Raw genomic sequence first — 21,094 nt, 5'->3', positions numbered from 1 at the left:
GCCGGATAATTCCGGCAGTCAGGCTGTCGAGAAAATTGAGCCATCGAACTCAGTGAGCCAATTGGCAACACTGCCGGTTATTTTGGATCATCATACACCACTTCATCCCTCGTTGGGACATGCGTGACCGGCAGCAGATATCCAGGTGACACACCATCGGGCGCACAGTGGCAGCATTCAGGATCGATCGCCGTATCAGAAACTTACAAACTGCAATATGCAATGGACACTTACGGAAGGCAAAGCGGTTCACCTGTATTTGGCAAAGCAGTTCACGCGGCCCATGCTCTCTTGCGGTTATGCGAATGGAGTATACGGAGGTTCTTCATACAACAGAGGCACCCGTATCACAAAAAGAGTCTTTGATAATTCCATAAACTAGAAAAACAGCGCGCGATAAGGACATGAAGACAGCCCGCTTCCCTCGGGAACGGGCTTGTCTTCGTTTTTTGCTACAGCAGTGCTTGCCGGAATAGGAGCCGCCCTCACTGGCCTTTCAGACTGTACTTTTTACCATCTATGGTGATGGTGAAATGAGATGGTCCGCTGATAGGCAAGTAATAGACAAGCTGAAACTCCTCTGTCTCACCTGGTTTAATTGACTTCCAATTTGATAGGGTCACACCGATGCGGTGGAAATCTCCTGTCAGCCCGCCAATGTTCGGCCCTGTATGCCCTTTAGAAATGACTTCAACCTGGTCACCGCTCCAGCTTCCAAATCGGGGTGAAGTAGAGGTAGGCACATCAAATTCAATCACAGATCCTCCTGTTATTGTGACATCACTGTTATTCGTCAGTCTCATTTTCGGATGGATGGGGTAATTTTGATCTCCTAACGGATAATCGGTAAACTCTATATTGATATCTAGTGATTCGCCAGGTAAAGGTGACGTACTGAGCCAATTATCGTATGGTGTCGTGTCCGCAAATTTATGATATAAGGTTCTCGTTAATGTCCTGCCGATACCATACTCTCCATTGTTGCCATTTCTGTCGGGATACCAGTCATAGTCACCGCTTAAGTCCCAAAACATGACACCGCCGATCCCTTTTTCAATGACATAATCGGCCTTTGTTTCTATTGATTCCTCGTCTTCAGTAGATAGAAACACTTTCTTTTCGTCATTCCATAGCCAAGGTGCCGCAAGCGCTGAGTCATAATATCTAGTGTAAGCGCCTTTTAAATCGGCTTTGCTTAGTCCATACCTTTCTAAATAAGAACCGGCAATGCCTTTTTCGAGATTTTTGGCATGCCACATCGGATTTGCTCCTGCCCCCAGTTCATTTCCCTGTTCATCTTGATCATGCCAAATATTATCGATCCCGACTGCCCCGTCGCCGCATTTGGTAAGGCCTTGAGGACAATTTGAACCTTTAGCGCTCCCCCACAAACCGTTAACTCCTCCGCTCACGTTTTTCCATCCCCTCGTATAATAAGGAACACCGATATTGATTCTGCCTGCCTCCATCGCTCCCCTAAAATAATGGTAAGCCCAGTCTGTATTTAAATATCCGATCCCCTCATATTCCGGCGTGCCGTATATGTTGGACTGCTTTAACTCCGCATCCTCGCCGTTATCATATAAGGATGCGTTAGGTCCGACAAACTCATTCCAGGCTCCATGGAGATCATAGGACATAATGTTGACATAATCGACATATCGGAGCGGTTTAAAGGTTTCCATGCCCCTCAGCAAATAGGCTGATGATGGCGCCGCAATGGTGAGCATGTAATATTGTTCATCTTCAGCAGATGCTTGATCAAGTTTTTCTCTTAATGTTTTCATCAATACATCGAAGCTTTGGTTTAATCCCTTGCGTCTCGGGTTGGATATGCTCCAATCTAGCGGATTGCCGGCATCTTGCATGGTTGTGGGATATTCGTAGTCAATATCAATTCCATCCAATTCATATTTTCTGAGAAACGCTACGACAGATTCGGCAAAGGTGTTGATTGCCTTATGGTTCACAGAACCATCACCATTCGTTGTCATAGAGTAAAAGCCTCCGCTTGGTATTCGGTTCCCATCCTTATTAACATAACCGCCGGTTTCAGCCCAGCCACCGACTGCCGCCAACACTTTTACATCAGGGTGTTTCTTTTTAAACTGGTGAAGAAGGTTAAAATGGCCTTTATACGGCAATGTTTGATCCATCTTTACATCCGGATACTCCGGCCAGGTCATCCCTAGAGATGGGTTGTTCGCATCCGCCTCGCTCCCGATTGAAACCCGATGATCCTCCCCGATATGAGCAAATGCATAATTAATGTGGCTTAAGTACTTCCATGGGATATCGTTTACTAAATAACGATCTTGATTGCCTTTTCCCGTACGCCAGCCCGTAAAATAGCCGATCATTCTGCGGTCTAAATCATTGGCCAGCTTTTCGCGTCCCTCCAGATCGTATACATCACAATATGGAATATTGGCAACACCAGAGTCCCACAGCCCTTCTGGACGGCAAGTCTGTTTTTTGCTTGGAGACTCTGCGGAAATGTTGTGGAACGGGGTCAAAAGTGACAGGAGCAGCATCGATGACAAAGTAAATAAAGCGGTTCTTTTCACTTCATTCATACTCCTTTCTCATAAAGAGAGATGGGGAGCCCACTCTCTCTTTATCGTTTTCTATCAAACTGATTTATTTGCAATCACCAATTAATTTCCATACACCCGACTCACCAGCCTGATCCGGCTGCTCTCCTTTCGTCCACCATTTCGCTTCATACATTTTGCCGTTAAAGACGACTCGGTCTCCGCCTGTGTAGACGGCTGTATCTTTCCATTCGTTATACCCACATGTTTGATCAGAGTTTGTTGTTGCTTCTATCGTTGGCCCGGTATGGAGCTTTCCGTCCGCATCCTTTGCCGATACTGTAAATGAGTATGTCGTATTCGGCTTTAATTGCCCGATTGTCGCCGATGTATCCTTGACCGATACGGCCCCGCCTTCATATGACAGCACATACTCTGCGATGTTTGCTCCGTCGCTCGGTGCATCCCACGCCAGACTGATACTGGTTGCGGTTTTTTCGGTCACACGCAAATTACCCGGTACAGATGAAGGCGGCTCTGGATTACCCCCACCCGGAGCGAACCCTAAATCGGCTGCTAATTTGTTGAGCAAAGTCTGATTTGAATCACCGCTGAAATCCCAAAACATAGCCCCGCTTAATCCGTTTGATTGAATTAAATCGGTTTTGTATCCATATGATTCTTCATCATCGTAGGTAATGAAGTTTCCATTCTCCGCATTATACAAAAACGGCACTTTTGCTCGATCATTCCAATATCTTTTATATCCGTTTTTATTGATGTAGTTCTTTTCAAGATCTGAAAAATCAAATACCCCGTTTTCCCACGTCCCTTCTTTAGCCGGTCCGCATTTTTGATATTCTCCGTTGTCTGCAGGCTCACAATTGCTCCAGCCTCTGCCATAGAACGGTGTGCCAAGCACTAATTTGTCCGCTTTGACACCGGCTTCCTTGTAGCGCTTCACGGTGCTTTCAATGTTAAATGTCTCAGCGTTTGGGACGCCGGCTTCTTTCGCTTTTGGATCATAGAATAATGGGGCATTATGAGCGCTTATACTTTGCCATCCGCCATTAAAGTCATAGGTCATAATGTTAATCCAATCAACGGTTTCAGCAATCTTATCTAATTCAGTGTTGCTTACATATTCAGGACTGGCGCCGGAGGCGATCGTCAGCAAGTATTTCTTGCCATCCTTCGCTTCTGCGGCGTCAAGCTTTTCTCGCACATCCTGCAAGAGTAGCGTGTAGTTTCTCTTATCCTCCGGACGGGTGCTGTTTCCCGGCAGCCCTCCACTAACCGGGTATTCCCAGTCAAGGTCGACCCCATCAAACCCATATTTTCTTAAAAAATTTACTGCTGAAGCAGCAAAATTCTCTCTTGCCGCAGGATCTGCCGCAACATCTGAAAAGCGATTTGACCAAGTCCATCCGCCAACTGATATGAATGTTTTCAAATGAGGATGGTTCTTTTTCAGCTTCAATAGTTGTTTAAAGTTGCCCCGAATCGGCTCATCCCAAGTATCTCCGGCATTTGACTTTTGCACATCGATCCATGGGTCCCCCATAACGATTGATCCATTTGGAACATCAATCACTCCGTTTTCATCCTGGCAAGACCATGTCTGGGGATTCGGGCCTGTCGGATCAGGGTTTCCATGCCTCCCCTCCCAGCAAATATCAGCAAATGCATAATTAATATGGCTGACTTTAGAAGCATCCATATCCCATACTTGAAAATCCCTTCCATAAGCGGCCCAGGACGGATAGTAGCCGATGATTTTATAACTTTTGTCAGAACTGGCTTTTGCACTTTCCCCATTAAAAAAAGACAGACTTAAAATCATCGCAAAAATGAAAGAAAAAACGAGAAACTTTTTGTTTGAAAACACTTTTTTCATCTCCTTTTCATCAATTTTTTTGGCTGTTCATCAATGAAACTCTATTTTGTTCACCCCCTTTTCAATAGGTTTATATTCACCTTGTCCTGACATAGCAGCTGATGACATTGAAGACAACAAGGGGAAAACGCTTACATTTTTGGTTTTCATACGCCTCTTCAAACCGTATGTGTGGGTGGAGAGCAAACATTAGAATGACATTTTGAATAACAGGTATGGATGTCTAGACCTTATTTGGTAAGAATAGCTTCAAGCAAAAGTTTGATGACGCATAAATTTGTTATGACAAATTTATGATAATTAGAATATTCAGGATTGTCAATGCTGTTTTTGCATTACATGCTGGAAATGCCTTGGACATTTCCAGCATCAAGACTTGGAGAACGGCGAGCTGATGATAACTATGAGCGCTTTTCATATTTTTACAAGAATTGTAGATTTAAAGACCGGCATAAGAAATAAGGCGAATATCCGAACATTGTATGAAAGCCGCTTTCAACAAAGGGTCTGTCAGCAATGAAAGCTCATAAACCCGAGGATAATGGAATGAAGATTTTTCGAGCAGTAATTTATCAACATAAGCCGGGTGGCACATGACTTCAATGACTTCCGCGTCTTGATGAAGATCAAGGAAGGATGATAAGTCTTTCAGTCTGTCTACTTTCAACTCAAAGGCATCATTTGATCTCACATTCTTCCACAAGGAAGGATGATGATCGTTCACCTTTCTGCAGGGCAGATCATACTCTTTCGCCAGCTTCACAAACACCTCAGGAAGATTTCCGTATGTATGGATATGATGGTGGCTGTCGATATGCGTCGGATGCAAGCCGCAGGAGAGGGCTTTTTCTATCTGTGCTCTCCATTCCTGATACACTTCATCAAGATCGATGTCGAAAAAACCTTGATAGTATGAAAGCTTGCGAAAATTCCCATCCTCATCCGTAACCGTTTGCAGGCCGCTGAGAAGCGGACGTCCTGCTGTCAATGTTAAGTGAACGCCGACCCCAAGTTCATGATTTCCCCTTGCAAGTAAGACGGCATGTTCCATTTCTAGCATATTGGTCATGAGCGTAGTCGATGTGAGCACCCCGCGCTGAAACGCATCAATGATGCCGAGGTTGACGCCCCGTGAAAATCCAAAATCATCGGCGTTTATGATCAAAGATTTCATCCTTCATCCCCTCTTTCTTCATAGTCGCGTTCTATGAAGAATTCAACGCGATCTCCGCGGAAATAAGCCAGAGAAAACTCCACGACTTCTTCAGAAGCCAAAAATGTTTGTGTTGCAATCTGAAAGCAAGGCGTGCCTTGTGTGATATTCAAATGCTGTGCAATTTCTTCATCCGAAATAAAGATTTTGATTTGCTCTTCCGTTCTTTTAATCGTATTTCCTTGACTGTTAATACACTGGTACAGTGAAGTATTGGCCATTTCTTCCGTTATCTCCGGCACGAGATCGGCTCTGATAAAGGCCATTTCGAACTGGATTTCTTCCTCATCCGCATACCGAATCCGCTTCACCTGATAGACCATTTGTTCATCATCAATTCCAAGGCGATTTTGGATCTTTTTGGCTGGTTTTAATTTTTGCAAATCGACAACTTTGATTTTCGGTTTCATACCTTGCGCTTTTAATTGATCTGCATAGCGAAGATTGCTGGAACTTAATATCTGCTTTACTTTTCCTTTTGCGACAAATGTCCCTTTCCCCTGTTTGCGGTAAATAGCTCCTTCCATAAGCAAATGGTTCAAGGCGGTCCGCAGCGTTGTTCGGCTGACATCGTACATTTTACAAAATTCGGATTCCGTCGGAAGCAGACTGCCAGACGGGTAATAGCCGCTCTCTATTTTATCTACAATATCTTGTTTAATTCGACTGTGGAGTTGTGGTTGCTTTGCCATTCATTTTCTCCTTTGGAGTGAAATTATTAACTATAGAATAACACAAAAAGTTCTCAAAAAAAATAATTTATCATAACAAATATGTATGGACAAATTTGTTACTACATGTTAAATTCCAAATGTGTGAAGCGCTTTCAAAAATTGAGACTTGAGGAGGGGGATTATGGCGCTGAAGTTAGTCATTATAGGCGGGGGATCAAGCTACACACCAGAAATCATTGAAGGTATCATCAAACGGTATCAGCATTTTCCAGTGAAAGAGGTTGTCCTCGTCGACATTGAGGAAGGGGAAGAAAAAGTACGCATCACTTCAGAACTCGCGAAGCGAATGATCAAACATGCTGATGTTCCGATTGAATTGAGCTATACAAAAGATCGTGCGAGAGCGCTTAAACATGCGGATTTCGTCACGGTTCAAATAAGAGTCGGAGGATTGAATGCCAGATCGCTGGATGAAAGAATCCCGCTCAGCCATGGTCTTATCGGCCAAGAAACAAATGGAGCCGGCGGTATTTTTAAAGCTTTGCGGACCATTCCCGTCATGCTGGATATCGCTCGCGATATAAAGGAGATTTGTCCAGAAGCGTGGCTGATCAATTTTACAAATCCAGCAGGCATCGTAACTGAAGCTTTATTGAAACATGGATCCCATCAAAAAGTCATCGGGGTTTGCAATATTCCTTATAACATGAAAAACAGCATTGCAGAAATTTTCGACGTGAATGTGAACCGTGTCATGATTGAATTCGCAGGGCTTAACCATTTTGTCTTCGGACAAAAGGTATGGATTGATGGGGTAGACCGCACAGAAGAGGCAATAGGTCATCTATTGAATGACACCATAGACTATTCTCCTTCCAATATTGCGATGCTGCCTTGGAATCGCCAATTTTTACGTTCTTTGCGCATGCTTCCGAATCCGTATCATCAGTACTATTATCAGTATGAAGATGTACTCGCAAAAGATATCGAAGCATACAAGAACAAAGGGACACGCGCAGAAGCCGTCATGGACGTAGAAAAGCAGCTGTTTGAAAAATACAATGACGCAGACATCCATGAAAAGCCTAAAGAATTGGAAGAACGCGGCGGGGCTTATTATAGTGAAGCAGCCTGCTCATTAATGAACTCGCTTTATCATCATTCGATGGATATTCAGACCGTCAACACATTGAATAGAGGAAGCATACCAGATCTTCCACATGATGCGGTGATCGAAGTCAACAGTGTCATCACAAAAAGCGGCCCCATACCGCTGACAGTCGGAAAACTGCCAGATTCAATCAGCGGGGCGGTGATCTCTATAAAAAAATTCGAACAATTAGTCATCGAAGCAGCGATCACGGGTGATGACAACATATTGTATTCCGCTATGATCATGAATCCACTGATTCCCTCTGATCATAAAGCCCAATCGGTGATGAATGAAATGCTTGAGGCTCATAAACGTTATCTCCCGCAGTTCTTTAAGGAGGCTGTACATGATGAAACAAAATAAAACCATGGCGTTCATCGAATCTAAAATCATGCCAATCGCTGGAAGAATCGGCTCCCAAAGGCACTTAATTGCCATACGCGATGGATTCATTGCCATTATGCCTTTAATCATCATCGGCTCTCTTGCCATACTGATCAATCATTTCCCTATACCGGCATTTCAAGATTTCATGACGGGTCTTTTTGGAGAAGGATGGACGGCTGCCGGCGGAGCTATATGGAATGGATCATTTGCTATTTTAAGTTTGCTGGCTGTTGCAGCTATCAGTTTCAAGCTTGCAGAGTCTTATAAAACTGATGGTCTTTCTGCCGCATTAATCGGGGTCGGGGCATTCGCCGTACTTACGCCGACGACAGAAGACTTTGGTTTTTCAATGACTTGGCTGGGGGCTCAAGGTCTTTTCGTTGGATTAATTGTGGCTTTGCTATCAACGGAAGCATTCAGGCTCTTCTCTCAAAATGAGAAACTTAAAATCAAAATGCCTGATGGTGTACCTGATGGCGTTACAAAATCCTTGAACGCTTTATTGCCGGCTGCTGTGATATTGGCGACAGCAGGATTACTTAACACCCTGATCGTTTATTTTTTCGGGCAAAGCATCCACGAGCTAGTCTTCAGCTCGATCCAGGAGCCGCTGCAAGGCCTTTCCAACACGATTGGATCCGCTTTGATTTTCACTTTTTTGAATCATTTGCTTTGGTTTTTCGGATTGCACGGAACAAATATTCTGGGACCGATCATGGAATCCATCTATCTTCCGCTCATTCAGGAAAATCAACATTTATTCTCGCAAGGAATGAGCGCTTTTGAAGTGCCTTATATCGTGACCAAGCCCTTCTTTGATTCTTATGTGTTTATGGGAGGATCGGGGACGACATTGGCTTTGCTCGCTGCTATTTTCATCGGCGTGAAATCGAAACACTACAAAACAATCGGAAAGGTATCCTTCGCACCCGGCCTTTTTAACATTAATGAACCTATTCTGTTCGGACTTCCTATCGTATTAAATCCGATTATGTTCATTCCATTTTTATTGATTCCATTAGTTTTAACGGTTACGTCGTACATCGCTTTAGCCTGTGGACTCGTTCCGAAAACTGTAGCCATTCTCCCGTGGACGACGCCGCCGATTGTCAGCGGTTATCTCGTAACCGGAGGATCAATCCGGGGAGTCTTTCTGCAAATCTTCAACTTGGTGCTGGCTGTCTTGCTCTACCTGCCATTCATTAAAGCAGCAGAACGAGCCGCTCTGCATCAGGCAACAAAATAACTAAACAAGGGGGTCATTTCATGGCGGACACACTCCATTTAGAACAGGTCTCTTTTGAAATCATCTTGCATGCTGGAAATGCGCGTTCATCTGCAATGGAAGCATTACAGCATGTGAAAAATAACGAGTACGATTCAGGGAATCAAAAGATCCAAGAAGCAGAAGCGGAACTGCTTCAAGCGCATCAGGCGCAAACCCGCTTATTGCAAAAAGAAGCACAAGGCGAAGGCCTTTCACCCAATCTATTGTTAATCCATGCACAAGACCATTTGATGACGTCAATGACTGTAAAAGATGTAGCGAAAGAAATGATTCATTTATATCAAGAGCTGAGGAGTGGAAAACAAAAATGAAGATAGCACTTGTATGTTCTGCCGGCATGTCGACCAGCATGCTGGTGAAAAAAATGAGAGAAGAAGCGGAAAACCGTGAAATAGTCGCTGAAATCAACGCTTATGCTGAAGCGGATTTACAAAGCCATATGAATGATATTGATGTCATATTGATCGGACCTCAAGTCCGCTATTTAAAAACACAAATTGCAGAACGAGCGAAACAATACCAGATACCGGTCGATATCATTGACCAAATGGCATATGGAATGATGAACGGAGCAAAAGTTCTGGACCAAGCGATCGAGCTGACACAATAATGTCTTCTCTTCACACTAAAAACAACCCATTTTCTTTTGAAAACGGGTTGTTTTTAATAAATAAACGACGGTTTCGTTAGAAATCGTCGTTTCTGATTGTTGACAAATCCTGACTCGGGAAAAATCCTCTACAAAAAAGGAAAAGATAGAGCGAAGCTTTGCAAATTCAAAACAGCTGCATGGACTTCGCTACTGCCGGTTGAGGGGAAAACGAAATGTGAACGAACAAGTTTTCCTCACAGCCGCTTGCCAGAATATGAAGAAGATTGCCACACACCTAGCGAAGCTAGACTAGGGGTGTGGGAGGCCTTTTTCTGTTTCTTTCATAAAGATGAAAAACACATTAAAACCATTTAAAACAAAAAAGCTTGTAGAAAAACATAGGTTTCTCTACAAGCTGACTGCCGGATAATTCCGGCAGTTTTTTATTTAGCGGTTGTGCATATTGCGAAGCCTAGTAAACGTCCCGTTATCTGTGAGCACTTGAACGGACCGGCCGTCAGCAAAGTTCTGCGCCGCTTTTTCTACTTGGTTTTTGTCGTCTTTCGAAAAAGCATTGGCGCTTCTGACTGCAATAATGACTCTGTCATCTGTTACCATTACTTGGCTGTCACTGACATCATTCACTTGTTTAACACGGTTTGCGATCTTTGCAGCCAGCCTTTTGTTCTCTTCTTTTTCATAACCATTAAAAGTCATGTGATTATGGTAGTTCATGTCTCCATGGCTGTATGTCCCGTCAGTTGCTATAGGCAAACGGCCATTCTCTTGATTACCGTTACGGTCGGCCACATTCGTTATATTGTTTCGGCCGTCCGCATCTTCCATCAGCTCCGAAACAGGGCCGTCGTGATCCATTCCGTCTCCCCGTCTGTCGGCATCATTTTCATTGGAGTAGTAGCCTATCGGCCGGGCGCCGTTATTATTATTTCCAGAATCATTCAAGGCGTCGTTAGTACCACAAGCTGTCAGACCTGCTGTTAACAACATGAGACCCGCTATGCTTACCTTTTTACCCAAAGGAAAAACCCCCCGCATGACAAGATTTTCTCTCCTGAGCGTTTGCGCTCTATTTTATCATGTGCGTGAAAGGGTCATGTTAAGCTTGTCAGTTATGACCAGTGAAATGGAAAACAATAAAAAAAGGAACGATTTACATCGTCCCAAAAGGATCAATCTTCTTCCTCATCCGGCCGGCCGAACATCTGGTTTGGCGCGGGCTGATTTGGTCCAAACGCCCCTGCGCCATACGGATTTGCTCCGCCGTAAGGCATCTGCGGCGCTCCATAAGCTCCGGCTCCCGGGTAACCCGGTCCTTGGGGATATGGATAGTGCTGATGATCATCGTCACATCCGCAATCATCATGGTCCTTAAATTGCGGTGCATTATCATAACCATGAGCCAAATTCGGCTGAAAATGATAAGGGCTTTGGGCTTGAGGGCCGCCGTATCCTCCCATATGTCCGCCATAGTGCGGTGCATATGGCATTTGGCCATAAGGAGCTCCGTGGGCATGTGCTCCATATTGAGGCGCGTACGGAGCGCCATATGACGGATAATGATGCTGAGCATAATGATGGTGGTCATCATTTTCATGGTGCTTATTTTCATATCCCCCATGGCCGTACCCGGCTGGCGAGACAAAGCCCGGCTGATATCCGTATGGCTGATGTACCGGATATGCATGCGGTGCAGGATAACACGGGTAACATAAACCCGAACCCGGCAGCACCGGCGAAATAGGAACAGGACAAGGCGCGAAATGAACCGGATGATGATGGTAATACGGCTCCGGCCCTGGCATATTCGGAACTGCGTGATGAATATTTTCTTCTTCTAAGCCCCCAACATCGGGCGCCTTTGGCATGTTAGGCATATTCGGATAATTAGCATTTTCCATATTATTCATTGCCTCCTGATGTGGAAATTGATCTTGCTGATAATGCTCATTTTCAGTGTTCTCAAAATGATACTTTTCAGGTTCCTCCGGTTTTGGAGGCGACCAAGGCTGAAACAGCTGATTGACATTATAATAATCGTTGGTATCAGCTTCCGGATACCCATCTTCATGCTGCTGAGGCATTGGCGGCACATATGGCACGGACTGTTTTTCTTTTGGCTTTGTGTCTTCTATGTCCACAACTGATTTCGGTTTCTCCTTTGAATAAGGATGCTCATGTTTCGGTGAAGCCTGTGATGCCGGCCCTTGGCCAGTCGGCTCCTTCCTTACCGGAACACCTCCTGAAGGCACTTTTATTTTCATTCCAGGCATGATTAAGTCCGGATTGCTGAGCTGTGTATTCAATTTTTTCACTTCTTCAAAATCTACTCCGTATTTTTCAGCTATCTTCCAGAGCGAATCGCCTTTTTGAACGATATGAATTTTCAACGTTTTCCCCTCCTATGCAAAACGTGAACAGTTCATCTGTCATTACAATATGTTTCTTCACAATGTATGTTCAAACGTTTAGAGTTATGATCAAAACTTGTTTTCAGGAGGGGAACTTTTTTCTTTTTAGTCCTTATGTGTTTTTCAGCATTCGGTTTAAAGCTAGAAGCGCATCTTTTTGAATGGTTTCTGAAACTTTAATAACTCCGGCAGGCTCTCCTTTTTCAATTTGTTCCAAAGACCAAAGCAAATGCGGCAGATCAATTCTGTTCATTGTAAGGCACGGACACATGTCCGGGTTCAATGACATAATTTGTTTATCAGGGTGCTCCTGAATGATGCGCTGCACTAGGTTCATTTCTGTGCCGATCGCCCATTTCGTTCCCGGCTCTGCCCTATTGATCGCTTCGATAATATATTTGGTTGATCCGCTGTCATCACTAAGAGCCACCACTTCGTGTGAACATTCGGGGTGAACGATAATTTGAATATCAGGATCACGCTCTCTCAGATCAGCAATGTTTTTTACTGTGAATTTTTCGTGGACTGAGCAATGCCCTTTCCACAGAATCACTTTCATTTGCTCATGGTTGTATCCAGTTTGTAATTCATCTTGAATCGGATCCCAGACTGCCATGTCTTCAAGAGGAATTCCGAGGTCAAATGCGGTATTTCTGCCTAAATGCTGGTCAGGCAAAAACATAATTCTTTCTTTTTGCGCAAAAGCCCATTCCAGCACTTTTTTGGCATTGGAAGAAGTTACGGTCGCTCCCCCATGCTTCCCGACAAAAGCTTTAATTTCGGCTGTGGAATTGACATAAGTTAAAGGTATGATCGTATCGCCGTATATATGCTGAAGTTTTTCCCACGCCCTGTTCGTCTGCTGCATATTAGCCATGTCCGCCATGGAACATCCCGCCCGCATGTCAGGCAGAATGACCGTTTGATGTTTTTTAGTCAGCATATCTGCGGTTTCAGCCATAAAATGAACGCCGCAAAATACAATATAATCTGCGTCCTTATTCTTTTCAGCAATTTGGGCAAGCTGAAGAGAATCGCCTGTTTCATCAGCGAATTGGATGACTTCGTCCTTTTGATAATGGTGTCCGGGAATAAACAGCCTTTTGCCGAATTTTTGCTTGATATGTGCCACACGCTTCTCCATTTCCTCTCTGGACAGCTTCTTATAGCGATCCGGCATCATCCCTTCAACTTGTTTGATGGCATCAAGAATTGACATGATGAATCCCTCCGTTTTTAATTTGTACATCCATGCTGATATCCAGGCTTTGCACAGAATGAGTCAGACACCCTAATGAAATAAACTGTACACCGGTGCCTTTATAAGATGGCAGTGTTTCTAATGAAATCCCGCCTGAAGCTTCCGTTTTGATATGATGAGGTGTGATTTCCGCAAAATGCCTTACAGTGTCCGGCGGGCAGTTATCAAACATGATGACATCTGCACCAGCCAAAATCGCCTCTCGCAGCTGCTCTTCAGATTCAATTTCCACTTCAATATTTACCATGTGTCCGGCCGCCCGGCGCGCTCTTTCACAAGCCTTCTGGATGGAACCGCAGGCGGCAATATGATTATCTTTAATCATCATTCCGTCATATAAGCCAAACCGATGATTATAGCCGCCGCCAACCCGGACAGCATACTTTTCCAACATTCTTAGCCCCGGTGTCGTTTTTCTTGTGTCACACAGCTTAATGCTCGGATCATCAAGCCTATCAACTGCCTGCTTTGTCATCGTCGCAATTCCGGAAAGCCTTTGAATCAGATTTAAGATCACTCGTTCTCCAGTAAGCAAGGCTGCCGCCGGGCCGCTTAATGCAGCGATGGCGTCTCCTTTTCGCACCGTATCTCCATCTTCTTTTTTCAGGACGGTTCGCACTTCCTTATCTATAAGGGCATATCCTTCTTTAATAATTGAGCCTCCCGCGAAGATTCCGTTCGATTTGGCAATGATAAAAGCCTCGCAGGAGTGTCCTGAAAAGATCGCCTGAGACGTGAGATCCCCTGTTCCAATATCTTCTTGAAAGAAATATTTCAGCATTTTCTTCAGCTGCAAACGGTCCATGGTTTCCAAATCCCTTCATTTTGTCTTATAACTACTCCATGCTTTGATTGAATTACTTGTTTTCCCCGCCAATTGTTGTCGGTTTCAGGAAAATCGGAGCGAAAATGCGCGCCCCTGCTTTCTTCTCGTAATAAAGCAGATGAGGTCATCAATTTTGCGACCTGCCATAAATGAGAACGCTCCAATTGTTCAATTGTGATATCCTTCACATTAATTTCCTGCGAAGGCAAGGTGTTAAGCCAGTCTGACAAACTCATCAGCCCGTCTCTTCTTCTTGTGATCGACATGTCGATCGTCATTCTTTCCTGCAGCTGATGAAGCGGAATTTCCGGCACGTGATAGAAGGCGTTTATCGGACTGTCTGTTTTTTTATTCCAACGGCCTGCTGGTTTTTTGTTGATATGTTCAGCAGCTCTTTTTCCAAACACAAGCGCTTCAAGTAATGAATTGCTTGCTAATCGGTTAGCTCCGTGAAAGCCGGTGCACGCTGTTTCGCCTATTGCATATAGATCAGGGACTGATGTTTCTCCCCATTTGTTGACTGAGACGCCGCCCATTAAAAAATGCATGCCCGGAGCCACGGGGATTCTATCCTCGTTAACAGAAATTCCCGCCTTGTGGCAAATGCTTGTGATTGTAGGAAAACGTGTTTCGAAAAGAAGGATGCGACTTCTGTCTATATAAATTCGGCTGCCTTTTATCATCTCTTCATGGATGACTCTTGAAACCACGTCTCTTGGCGCAAGATCTTCTAACGGATGTCTTCCTGCCATGATGCGTCTCCCATTTTCATCGGTTAAAAATCCCCCTTCACCTCTGACTGCCTCTGAAACGAGACCGTAAGAAACTCCGTTTTTCACAAGCAGCGTCGGATGAAACTGTGTAAATTCTAAATCTGTTAATTCAGCCCCCGCCCGGTAAGCGAGTGAAAGCCCGTCACCAGTAATTGTTTGGTCATTCGTATGATATCGGAACAGGCTGCCGCATCCTCCTGCGGCAAGCACCACATGATCCGCCCGCCTAGCCTTAATGCGGCCGCCGCTATCTTTGGTTATGACACCCGCACAGCGGCCGTCCTCGATCAATAAATCGACTGCCGTTTCATACTCCTTTACTTGATTGCCTTTTTGTATGTTCTCAAGCAAATAATCAATTAACAGCCTGCCTGTGGCATCCCCGCCCGCGTGAAAAATGCGGTTGAATGAGTGTGCGCCCTCCTTGCCGAGACGATATTCTCCATCTCCGTCCCGATCAAATGGAAAACCATTCTCCAGCAATTCATGAATAATCGTCTTTCCCTCGCTTATAATCTCTGCCGTCAGTTTTCCATCATTATGGCCACATCCGGCATACAAAGTATCTTCGGTATGAGCTTCTACCGAATCTCCTTCCAAATGAGAAGCGGCGATGCCTCCTTGGGCAAATGCAGAATTGCTGTTTTTTTTACTTTTTTTCGTTATGACCGTCACATTGTTTGCGGGCAGTAAGGCGGAAGCTAAGAAAAGTGCCGCTGCCCCAGAACCAATGACTATAACCTTCTTTCCAGACATAAACCGCCCTCCTGTTATTTACACCTGTCTTGACACCTATATTTACACAGAGATAAAATAAACTCAAGAGTTTTTTATTTTGAACGGATAGGAGACTGACATCATGATCTATTTGGATTTTGCAGCGTCAACACCGATATGCAGTGAGGCCCTTCTGGTGTTCAACCAGCTGAGCACCGATATTTACGGGAATGCGAGCAGTCTTCACGATGCGGGCGGAAAAGCGAAACTTATAGTAGATTACAGCCGGAGAAAAATAGCGGAACTGATCGGGGGATCGGCTGAAGGGATTTATTTTACTAGCGGCGGGACGGAAGCTAATATGCTGGCCATACAGTCTTTATTAAACGGGCTGCCTGAGCAAAAAAGACACTTTATTACGACTGCTATGGAGCATCAATCTATTCATAATACTGCCGCCTTTCTCGCTAATCAGGGCTTTGATATTACAATCATTGAGCCTGACGAATATGGACATATTACCAGGGAAATATTAGAATCCCACCTCCGCCCCGAGACGGGATTGGTATCGATTCAGCATGCCAATTCAGAAACAGGGATTGTCCAAGATATTCGGAGCATTTCAGCACTCCTCCATGAAAAAGATATCCTGCTTCATTGCGATGCTGTCCAAACCTTCGGGAAAATTCCGATTGATGCAGATGATTCAGGGATTGACGCTCTTTCTGTTTCAAGCCATAAAGTTTACGGCCCAAAAGGAGTCGGCGCCGTTTATATTCGGCCGGGTATCAATTGGAAGCCTGTGTATCCGTATACTCTGCATGAAAATGGATTTAGGGCCGGAACAGTGAATGTGCCTGGAATAGGAGCTTTTGCTGAAGCAGCGGAGCACACAGTAAACCACTTGTCTCAAAACAACACGCATTATCAAAACTTACGGCGTTATTTCCTGCAACAGATCAAGATACGCTCTCTTCCAGTGACGCTTGCATTGGAAGACTCAAAAGCCTACTGCCTCCCCCATATTGTCGGGTGTTTTTTTCACTCCTTTGAAGGACAATATGTTATGTTAGAATGTAATCGTAATAATATTTGCATTTCAACCGGAAGCGCTTGTTCTGCCGGATACCATGGGCCTTCTCAAACAATGAAAGCTTTGAAAAAGACGGAACAGGAAGCGCTCCAATTTATTCGCATTTCTTTCGGGAACACGACAACAACCGAACAGCTGGACTTATTATTACATACGTTTATATTGCTGCAAGAGCAAAAGAAAGGAGATCATGATTTTGACAGAAAGAGTAAAGCTTACGGGCGCCAGCAGGCGTGACAAGCTTCTTCTTTGGCTTAAAGAATCCACATCACCGCTAACGGGAGGACAACTGGCAAAACAAGCGAATGTTTCAAGACAAGTGATTGTTCAGGATATTTCGCTTTTAAAAGCTAAAAATGAACCGATCATTGCCACCAGCCAAGGATATGTATATATAGATTCAACCGGACAGCAGCAGGCGGCGGAAAAAATCGTAGCATGCCTGCATGGCCCGGAACGGACTGAAGAAGAGCTACAGCTTATTGTAGATGAGGGCGTAACGGTGAAAGACGTGATCATTGAACACCCTGTGTACGGAGATTTAACCGCTTCCTTACGGGTCGGCACCCGGAAAGAAGTACAGCATTTCATGAAAAAAATCAATTCAACTAATGCCTCGTATTTGTCGCAGCTGACCAATGGCGTTCACCTTCACACTTTAACGGCTTCTGATGAGCACCGGATTCAACAGGCTTGCCAGGCGCTTGAAGCAGCCGGCATTTTAATCACAGACTAAAAAAAGCCCTTCTGAGGGCTTTTTTTCTACAGCTTGTATGACTGATAGTTTCCAAGAACCTTCACACTGCATCCCAGCGTTTCAAGCTCTTGAATGGCTCCCGGAATCAATACAGCATCAAGCGCCATTTCGATATCAATAATAAAGAAATAATGGCCTAACCCTGTCTTTGTCGGACGGGATTCTATTTTTGAAAGGTTTAAATTTCTCCATGAAAAAGCCGATAACACTCTGTGAAGCGCTCCTGAATGGTCATCCTGAGGCAGCGTGACCATAAGCGTCGTTTTTGGTCTGGAGACTAAATGAGGGTTGACTTCATACCCCGCGTTTTCCTCAGGAGACAAGATAACAAATCTGGTATGATTATCTCTGTAATCCTGAATATCATGCTTTACGATTTTTAATCCATATGTAGCAGCCGCCATTTCATTGGCAATGACACCAATATTTAGCTGCGGATTTTCACTGACATACTTTGCCGCCGCTCCGGTCGATTTGGCATATTCATATGGCACTGTTTTAAAATGCTTGTGAAGAAACTTGTGGCATTGTGCAATGGCATGAGAATGCGAGTATATTTGCTCCAGGCTCTCCCATTTGTTCTCTCTGGAGGGATGAACGAGCAAATGCTGATGAATCGGCAGCGTCATTTCACCCACAATGGGTAATGGCTGCTCATGTATTAAGTAGTCTATCGTTAAGTTGACAGAACCCTCTAATGCATTTTCTAAAGGCACAAAGGCGAAATCAATTTCTCCCGCTACTGCCGCATCCATGCATTCCGGGATCGTGTGGTACGCAACATGAGTGACGTCGTTTTGAAAACAAGAACTGACTGCTAAATGTGTGAATGTAGCTTCTGGACCTAAGTAACCGACTTTCATATGTAAACTCTCTCCCCTTACGCACCTGAACCTAAGATTTCGACTTTTTCTACAAAATCAAACTTTCTCAGTTTATTCATTAAGGTATGAATGTCATCTTCCATTGCCGATGTACTGATTGACAGCGTTACATTTGCTCTTCCCTGAAGCGGGATGGTTTGGTGAATGGAAAGAACGTTGCTTCCGGAGTCAGCTACAGCTTGAAGCAGCTGTGATAACGCGCCTGACCTATCCTCTAAATGGAAAAAAAGCGTGATAATTTGTTCTTTCACCATTGTGTAAAAAGGAAAAACCGCATCTCTGTATTTATAGAACGCGCTTCTGCTTAAATCTACCTTTTGAACGGCGTCCGCAACAGATTCCGCCTTTTTTCTGTCAATTAGTTTTTTGACTTCGAGGGTTTTTCTCATAGCTTCAGGCAAAACGTCTTCACGGACAAGATAAAACGTTTCCTCTTTCACTTGCATCCCTCCTTTTTACATAAGAGAGCCCGGCTTGCAGGCTCTCTACGTTTATTAATCAATAAATTCAAACTCAAATTCGAGGAGCCTGATAATATCTCCGTCTTTTGCCCCGCGTTCTCTCAGTGCTTCATCCACACCCATTCCGCGCATCTGTCTGGCGAAACGTTTGACTGATTCGTCTCTGGAGAAGTCCGTCATTTTGAATAACCGCTCAAGGCTGTCTCCTGAAAGCACAAATACACCGTCAGGGTCTCGGGTGATTTCAAATGGCGATTCCTCATCTTCCATTGTGTACATAACGCGATTTTCCGCCAGCTCTTCCTCATTGTAAAGAGGGAATTCAGGCGTTGTTTCCAATTGGTTGGCGATTTCAAACAGAAGATCACGAAGACCGCTTCTTGTCACCGCACTAATTGGATAAACGGGATAGTCATCTGTCAGCTTTTCTTTAAAAGCCGCCAGATGTTCTTCCGCCTCGGGCACGTCCATTTTATTGGCAACAATAATTTGGGGACGCTCTGTCAGCCGAAGGTTATACTGGCTCAGCTCCTGATTAATGGTCAGATAATCCTCGTAAGGGTCCCGGCCTTCCAAGCCTGACATATCAATGACATGTACAATTACGCGAGTCCGCTCAATATGACGCAAAAATTGGTGTCCAAGTCCGACGCCTTCATGGGCTCCTTCGATTAATCCCGGCAAATCTGCCATAACAAAACTGCGGCCATCATCAGTTTCAACCATGCCTAGATTCGGCACAAGCGTTGTAAAATGATAATCCGCGATTTTCGGCTTTGCTGAAGATACAACGGACAGCAACGTCGATTTTCCGACACTTGGGAAGCCGACAAGCCCGACATCAGCGAGCACTTTTAATTCAAGCACGATATACCGCTCTTTCCCCGGCTCGCCTTGCTCTGAAAGCTGCGGAGCGGGATTGGCCGGCGTCGCGAAACGTGTATTTCCTCTTCCGCCTCTTCCGCCTCTTGCGATCACCGCTATTTGTCCGTGCTCTGTCAAATCAGCAATGACCTGCTTTGTATCATCATCTGTAACGACAGTGCCCGGCGGAACTTTAATTACCATGTCATCAGCGTTGCGGCCATGCTGATTTTTAGACATGCCATGCTCTCCGCGAATCGCTTTAAAGTGCCTTTGATATCTGAAATCCATTAACGTCCGGAGACCTTCATCCACTTGAAAAACGACGTCGCCGCCTTTTCCCCCGTCACCGCCGGCAGGTCCGCCTTTCGGAACATATTTTTCACGGCGAAACGCAACCATACCGTTGCCGCCGTCGCCGCCCTTTACATACACTTTCACCTGATCTACAAACATAATGTCCTCCGTTCTAAACCGTAAAAAACACCGCTAATTCATCCCAATTTCAACCAAACACTCGTGATTGGTCATCTCAAAACGCATGACGTCAAAATCCTCGTACCCGGCCTTCCGAAACTCGTCAAATGCGCCTGCATTGGCAAAAGCTCCGTGAAAGTCAAGATACAGGATAAGCTGTTTGTCAGGATGGTCTGTTTGCAGCGATACGGTCAGATGATTTTCACTTTCTTTACTAACCGCCTGATCAAATATATGAAAAAGCTTCCTCATCAGTTTTGCCAATTTCACATCATAGGCAGACATATCCTTAATATCTCCGAGCACTTCATATTCAAGCGTCATATATTGGGCTTTCCAATTAAACGTGAGAAAATCAAATGCTAAATGCGGTGTTTTCAGATTTGAGAGCTTTGATTCATGCTTTGCATCAATGACCATTTCATCAATGATTTCAAAAACACGGTCATATTTCTGCAAGCTTAAGTTTCCTTTAATGAGCTGCAGCTTATTCATCCAATCATGCCTTGAATGGCTGAGCAGATGGATAAGTTCGTTTGTTAAAGCCGTTTCGCTGAGATTTTCTTCTTGTTTTCTTGATACATCCTTCATTTTCGCACTCCCAATCATTTGAATTTCTATTTAGGAGTCTGTATAAGTGTGTACTATGAATTATAACAGAGAAGGCAATGTTAGAAAAACACTTGTTTTTCCTAGAAAATCATGTTCCTTTTTTCTGAGCATGCTTCTTTTGCAGCCAGGCAGAAACATTTTGTGTATTACTGCTTGGGGAACATTCCAGTGGGTATGAGAAACCAAATTCTCGCTCAAGCCG

At 44.5% G+C, this 21,094-nt stretch carries 19 protein-coding genes and 2 pseudogenes; 8 read left to right on the top strand and 13 right to left on the bottom strand.

Annotation, left to right across the window (positions count from 1 at the left end; all coding sequences use genetic code 11):
* Positions 1-39: 39 nt before the first annotated feature.
* Positions 40-382, top strand: a pseudogene (locus tag GXP75_RS11845) (trypsin-like serine peptidase); the annotation flags it as partial.
* A 103-nt stretch (positions 383-485) separates the two neighbouring features.
* Here the strand turns inward: GXP75_RS11845 and GXP75_RS11840 are convergent.
* From GXP75_RS11840 to GXP75_RS11825, 4 genes are all read right to left on the bottom strand, one after another.
* Positions 486-2,576: a glycosyl hydrolase family 18 protein gene (locus GXP75_RS11840; protein ID WP_242556874.1), complete on the bottom strand. Its 2,091-nt coding sequence runs from the start codon at positions 2,574-2,576 to the stop codon at positions 486-488.
* Between the two features lie 64 nt (positions 2,577-2,640).
* A complete protein-coding gene (locus GXP75_RS11835) occupies positions 2,641-4,431 on the bottom strand; it encodes a glycosyl hydrolase family 18 protein (RefSeq protein WP_242556873.1) in 1,791 nt (596 codons plus the stop codon).
* A 439-nt stretch (positions 4,432-4,870) separates the two neighbouring features.
* Positions 4,871-5,605: a chitin disaccharide deacetylase gene (chbG, locus tag GXP75_RS11830; RefSeq protein ID WP_003325269.1), complete on the bottom strand. Its 735-nt coding sequence runs from the start codon at positions 5,603-5,605 to the stop codon at positions 4,871-4,873.
* Positions 5,602-6,336, bottom strand: a complete 735-nt coding sequence (locus tag GXP75_RS11825) for a GntR family transcriptional regulator (protein WP_061669859.1) — start codon at positions 6,334-6,336, stop codon at positions 5,602-5,604. Before GXP75_RS11825 ends, chbG begins: the two co-directional genes overlap by 4 nt.
* A 163-nt stretch (positions 6,337-6,499) precedes the next feature.
* On the opposite strand from GXP75_RS11825, the gene GXP75_RS11820 reads away from it, so the two are divergent.
* From GXP75_RS11820 to GXP75_RS11800, 5 genes and pseudogenes are all read left to right on the top strand, one after another.
* Positions 6,500-7,834, top strand: a complete 1,335-nt coding sequence (locus tag GXP75_RS11820; RefSeq protein ID WP_010789358.1) for a 6-phospho-beta-glucosidase — start codon at positions 6,500-6,502, stop codon at positions 7,832-7,834.
* On the top strand, positions 7,821-9,104 hold the full coding sequence (gene celB / locus GXP75_RS11815) for a PTS cellobiose transporter subunit IIC (RefSeq protein ID WP_035175516.1): 1,284 nt from the start codon (positions 7,821-7,823) through the stop codon (positions 9,102-9,104). The genes GXP75_RS11820 and celB overlap by 14 nt, the downstream gene beginning before the upstream one ends.
* Before the next feature lie 20 nt (positions 9,105-9,124).
* Positions 9,125-9,457 (top strand): PTS sugar transporter subunit IIA, encoded by a 333-nt coding sequence (locus GXP75_RS11810; RefSeq protein WP_003325265.1) that lies wholly within the window; start codon positions 9,125-9,127, stop codon positions 9,455-9,457.
* Positions 9,454-9,756: a PTS sugar transporter subunit IIB gene (locus GXP75_RS11805; protein ID WP_003325264.1), complete on the top strand. Its 303-nt coding sequence runs from the start codon at positions 9,454-9,456 to the stop codon at positions 9,754-9,756. The genes GXP75_RS11810 and GXP75_RS11805 overlap by 4 nt, the downstream gene beginning before the upstream one ends.
* A gap of 133 nt (positions 9,757-9,889) precedes the next feature.
* Positions 9,890-10,051 (top strand): annotated as a pseudogene (locus tag GXP75_RS11800) (transposase); the annotation flags it as partial.
* A 134-nt stretch (positions 10,052-10,185) separates the two neighbouring features.
* Here the strand turns inward: GXP75_RS11800 and GXP75_RS11795 are convergent.
* From GXP75_RS11795 to nadB, 5 genes are all read right to left on the bottom strand, one after another.
* Positions 10,186-10,776, bottom strand: coding sequence for a YhcN/YlaJ family sporulation lipoprotein (locus GXP75_RS11795; protein WP_242556872.1), 591 nt, complete (start codon positions 10,774-10,776; stop codon positions 10,186-10,188).
* 152 nt (positions 10,777-10,928) lie between these two features.
* On the bottom strand, positions 10,929-12,146 hold the full coding sequence (gene safA, locus GXP75_RS11790) for a spore coat assembly protein SafA (RefSeq protein WP_242556871.1): 1,218 nt from the start codon (positions 12,144-12,146) through the stop codon (positions 10,929-10,931).
* 133 nt (positions 12,147-12,279) lie between these two features.
* Positions 12,280-13,386 carry a quinolinate synthase NadA gene (gene nadA / locus GXP75_RS11785; protein ID WP_242556870.1) on the bottom strand — a complete coding sequence of 369 codons (1,107 nt, stop codon included), beginning with the start codon at positions 13,384-13,386 and terminating at the stop codon, positions 12,280-12,282.
* On the bottom strand, positions 13,373-14,233 hold the full coding sequence (nadC, locus tag GXP75_RS11780) for a carboxylating nicotinate-nucleotide diphosphorylase (protein WP_061572672.1): 861 nt from the start codon (positions 14,231-14,233) through the stop codon (positions 13,373-13,375). The genes nadA and nadC overlap by 14 nt, the downstream gene beginning before the upstream one ends.
* Positions 14,215-15,783 (bottom strand): L-aspartate oxidase, encoded by a 1,569-nt coding sequence (gene nadB, locus GXP75_RS11775; RefSeq protein ID WP_242556869.1) that lies wholly within the window; start codon positions 15,781-15,783, stop codon positions 14,215-14,217. The genes nadC and nadB overlap by 19 nt, the downstream gene beginning before the upstream one ends.
* A gap of 103 nt (positions 15,784-15,886) precedes the next feature.
* On the opposite strand from nadB, the gene GXP75_RS11770 reads away from it, so the two are divergent.
* Together GXP75_RS11770 and GXP75_RS11765 are read left to right on the top strand one after the other, a co-directional pair.
* Positions 15,887-17,074: an IscS subfamily cysteine desulfurase gene (locus tag GXP75_RS11770; protein WP_242556868.1), complete on the top strand. Its 1,188-nt coding sequence runs from the start codon at positions 15,887-15,889 to the stop codon at positions 17,072-17,074.
* Positions 17,034-17,573, top strand: a complete 540-nt coding sequence (locus GXP75_RS11765; protein WP_010789366.1) for a transcription repressor NadR — start codon at positions 17,034-17,036, stop codon at positions 17,571-17,573. Before GXP75_RS11770 ends, GXP75_RS11765 begins: the two co-directional genes overlap by 41 nt.
* A 26-nt stretch (positions 17,574-17,599) precedes the next feature.
* Here the strand turns inward: GXP75_RS11765 and pheA are convergent, their stop codons facing one another.
* From pheA to GXP75_RS11745, 4 genes are read right to left on the bottom strand one after another with little or no spacing between them, the layout of a single operon-like run.
* The gene (gene pheA, locus GXP75_RS11760; RefSeq protein WP_242556867.1) at positions 17,600-18,457 is read right to left on the bottom strand and encodes a prephenate dehydratase; all 858 of its coding nucleotides are present in this window, start codon (positions 18,455-18,457) and stop codon (positions 17,600-17,602) included.
* 17 nt (positions 18,458-18,474) lie between these two features.
* Entirely contained in the window at positions 18,475-18,918 is a 444-nt protein-coding gene (gene thrR, locus GXP75_RS11755; protein WP_082786787.1) for a transcriptional regulator ThrR, read from the bottom strand.
* Positions 18,919-18,972: 54 nt separating this feature from the next.
* A complete protein-coding gene (obgE, locus tag GXP75_RS11750; protein WP_061572667.1) occupies positions 18,973-20,259 on the bottom strand; it encodes a GTPase ObgE in 1,287 nt (428 codons plus the stop codon).
* Between the two features lie 33 nt (positions 20,260-20,292).
* Entirely contained in the window at positions 20,293-20,871 is a 579-nt protein-coding gene (locus GXP75_RS11745; RefSeq protein WP_106044021.1) for a sporulation initiation phosphotransferase B, read from the bottom strand.
* Between the last annotated feature and the right edge of the window lie 223 nt (positions 20,872-21,094).

Origin of the sequence: Bacillus sp. HU-1818 (assembly GCF_022695965.1) — a bacterium.
Lineage (GTDB): Bacteria > Bacillota > Bacilli > Bacillales > Bacillaceae > Bacillus > Bacillus atrophaeus.
This window is presented reverse-complemented; position numbering and strand designations above follow the sequence as displayed.

Coding starts and splice junctions, on each gene's coding strand:
- GXP75_RS11840 (WP_242556874.1), bottom strand. CDS start 2,576: ATGAATGAAGTGAAAAGAACCGCTTTATTTACTTTGTCATCGATGCTG.
- GXP75_RS11835 (WP_242556873.1), bottom strand. CDS start 4,431: ATGAAAAAAGTGTTTTCAAACAAAAAGTTTCTCGTTTTTTCTTTCATT.
- chbG (WP_003325269.1), bottom strand. CDS start 5,605: ATGAAATCTTTGATCATAAACGCCGATGATTTTGGATTTTCACGGGGC.
- GXP75_RS11825 (WP_061669859.1), bottom strand. CDS start 6,336: ATGGCAAAGCAACCACAACTCCACAGTCGAATTAAACAAGATATTGTA.
- GXP75_RS11820 (WP_010789358.1), top strand. CDS start 6,500: ATGGCGCTGAAGTTAGTCATTATAGGCGGGGGATCAAGCTACACACCA.
- celB (WP_035175516.1), top strand. CDS start 7,821: ATGAAACAAAATAAAACCATGGCGTTCATCGAATCTAAAATCATGCCA.
- GXP75_RS11810 (WP_003325265.1), top strand. CDS start 9,125: ATGGCGGACACACTCCATTTAGAACAGGTCTCTTTTGAAATCATCTTG.
- GXP75_RS11805 (WP_003325264.1), top strand. CDS start 9,454: ATGAAGATAGCACTTGTATGTTCTGCCGGCATGTCGACCAGCATGCTG.
- nadA (WP_242556870.1), bottom strand. CDS start 13,386: ATGTCAATTCTTGATGCCATCAAACAAGTTGAAGGGATGATGCCGGAT.
- nadC (WP_061572672.1), bottom strand. CDS start 14,233: ATGGACCGTTTGCAGCTGAAGAAAATGCTGAAATATTTCTTTCAAGAA.
- nadB (WP_242556869.1), bottom strand. CDS start 15,783: ATGTCTGGAAAGAAGGTTATAGTCATTGGTTCTGGGGCAGCGGCACTT.
- GXP75_RS11770 (WP_242556868.1), top strand. CDS start 15,887: ATGATCTATTTGGATTTTGCAGCGTCAACACCGATATGCAGTGAGGCC.
- pheA (WP_242556867.1), bottom strand. CDS start 18,457: ATGAAAGTCGGTTACTTAGGTCCAGAAGCTACATTCACACATTTAGCA.
- obgE (WP_061572667.1), bottom strand. CDS start 20,259: ATGTTTGTAGATCAGGTGAAAGTGTATGTAAAGGGCGGCGACGGCGGC.
- GXP75_RS11745 (WP_106044021.1), bottom strand. CDS start 20,871: ATGAAGGATGTATCAAGAAAACAAGAAGAAAATCTCAGCGAAACGGCT.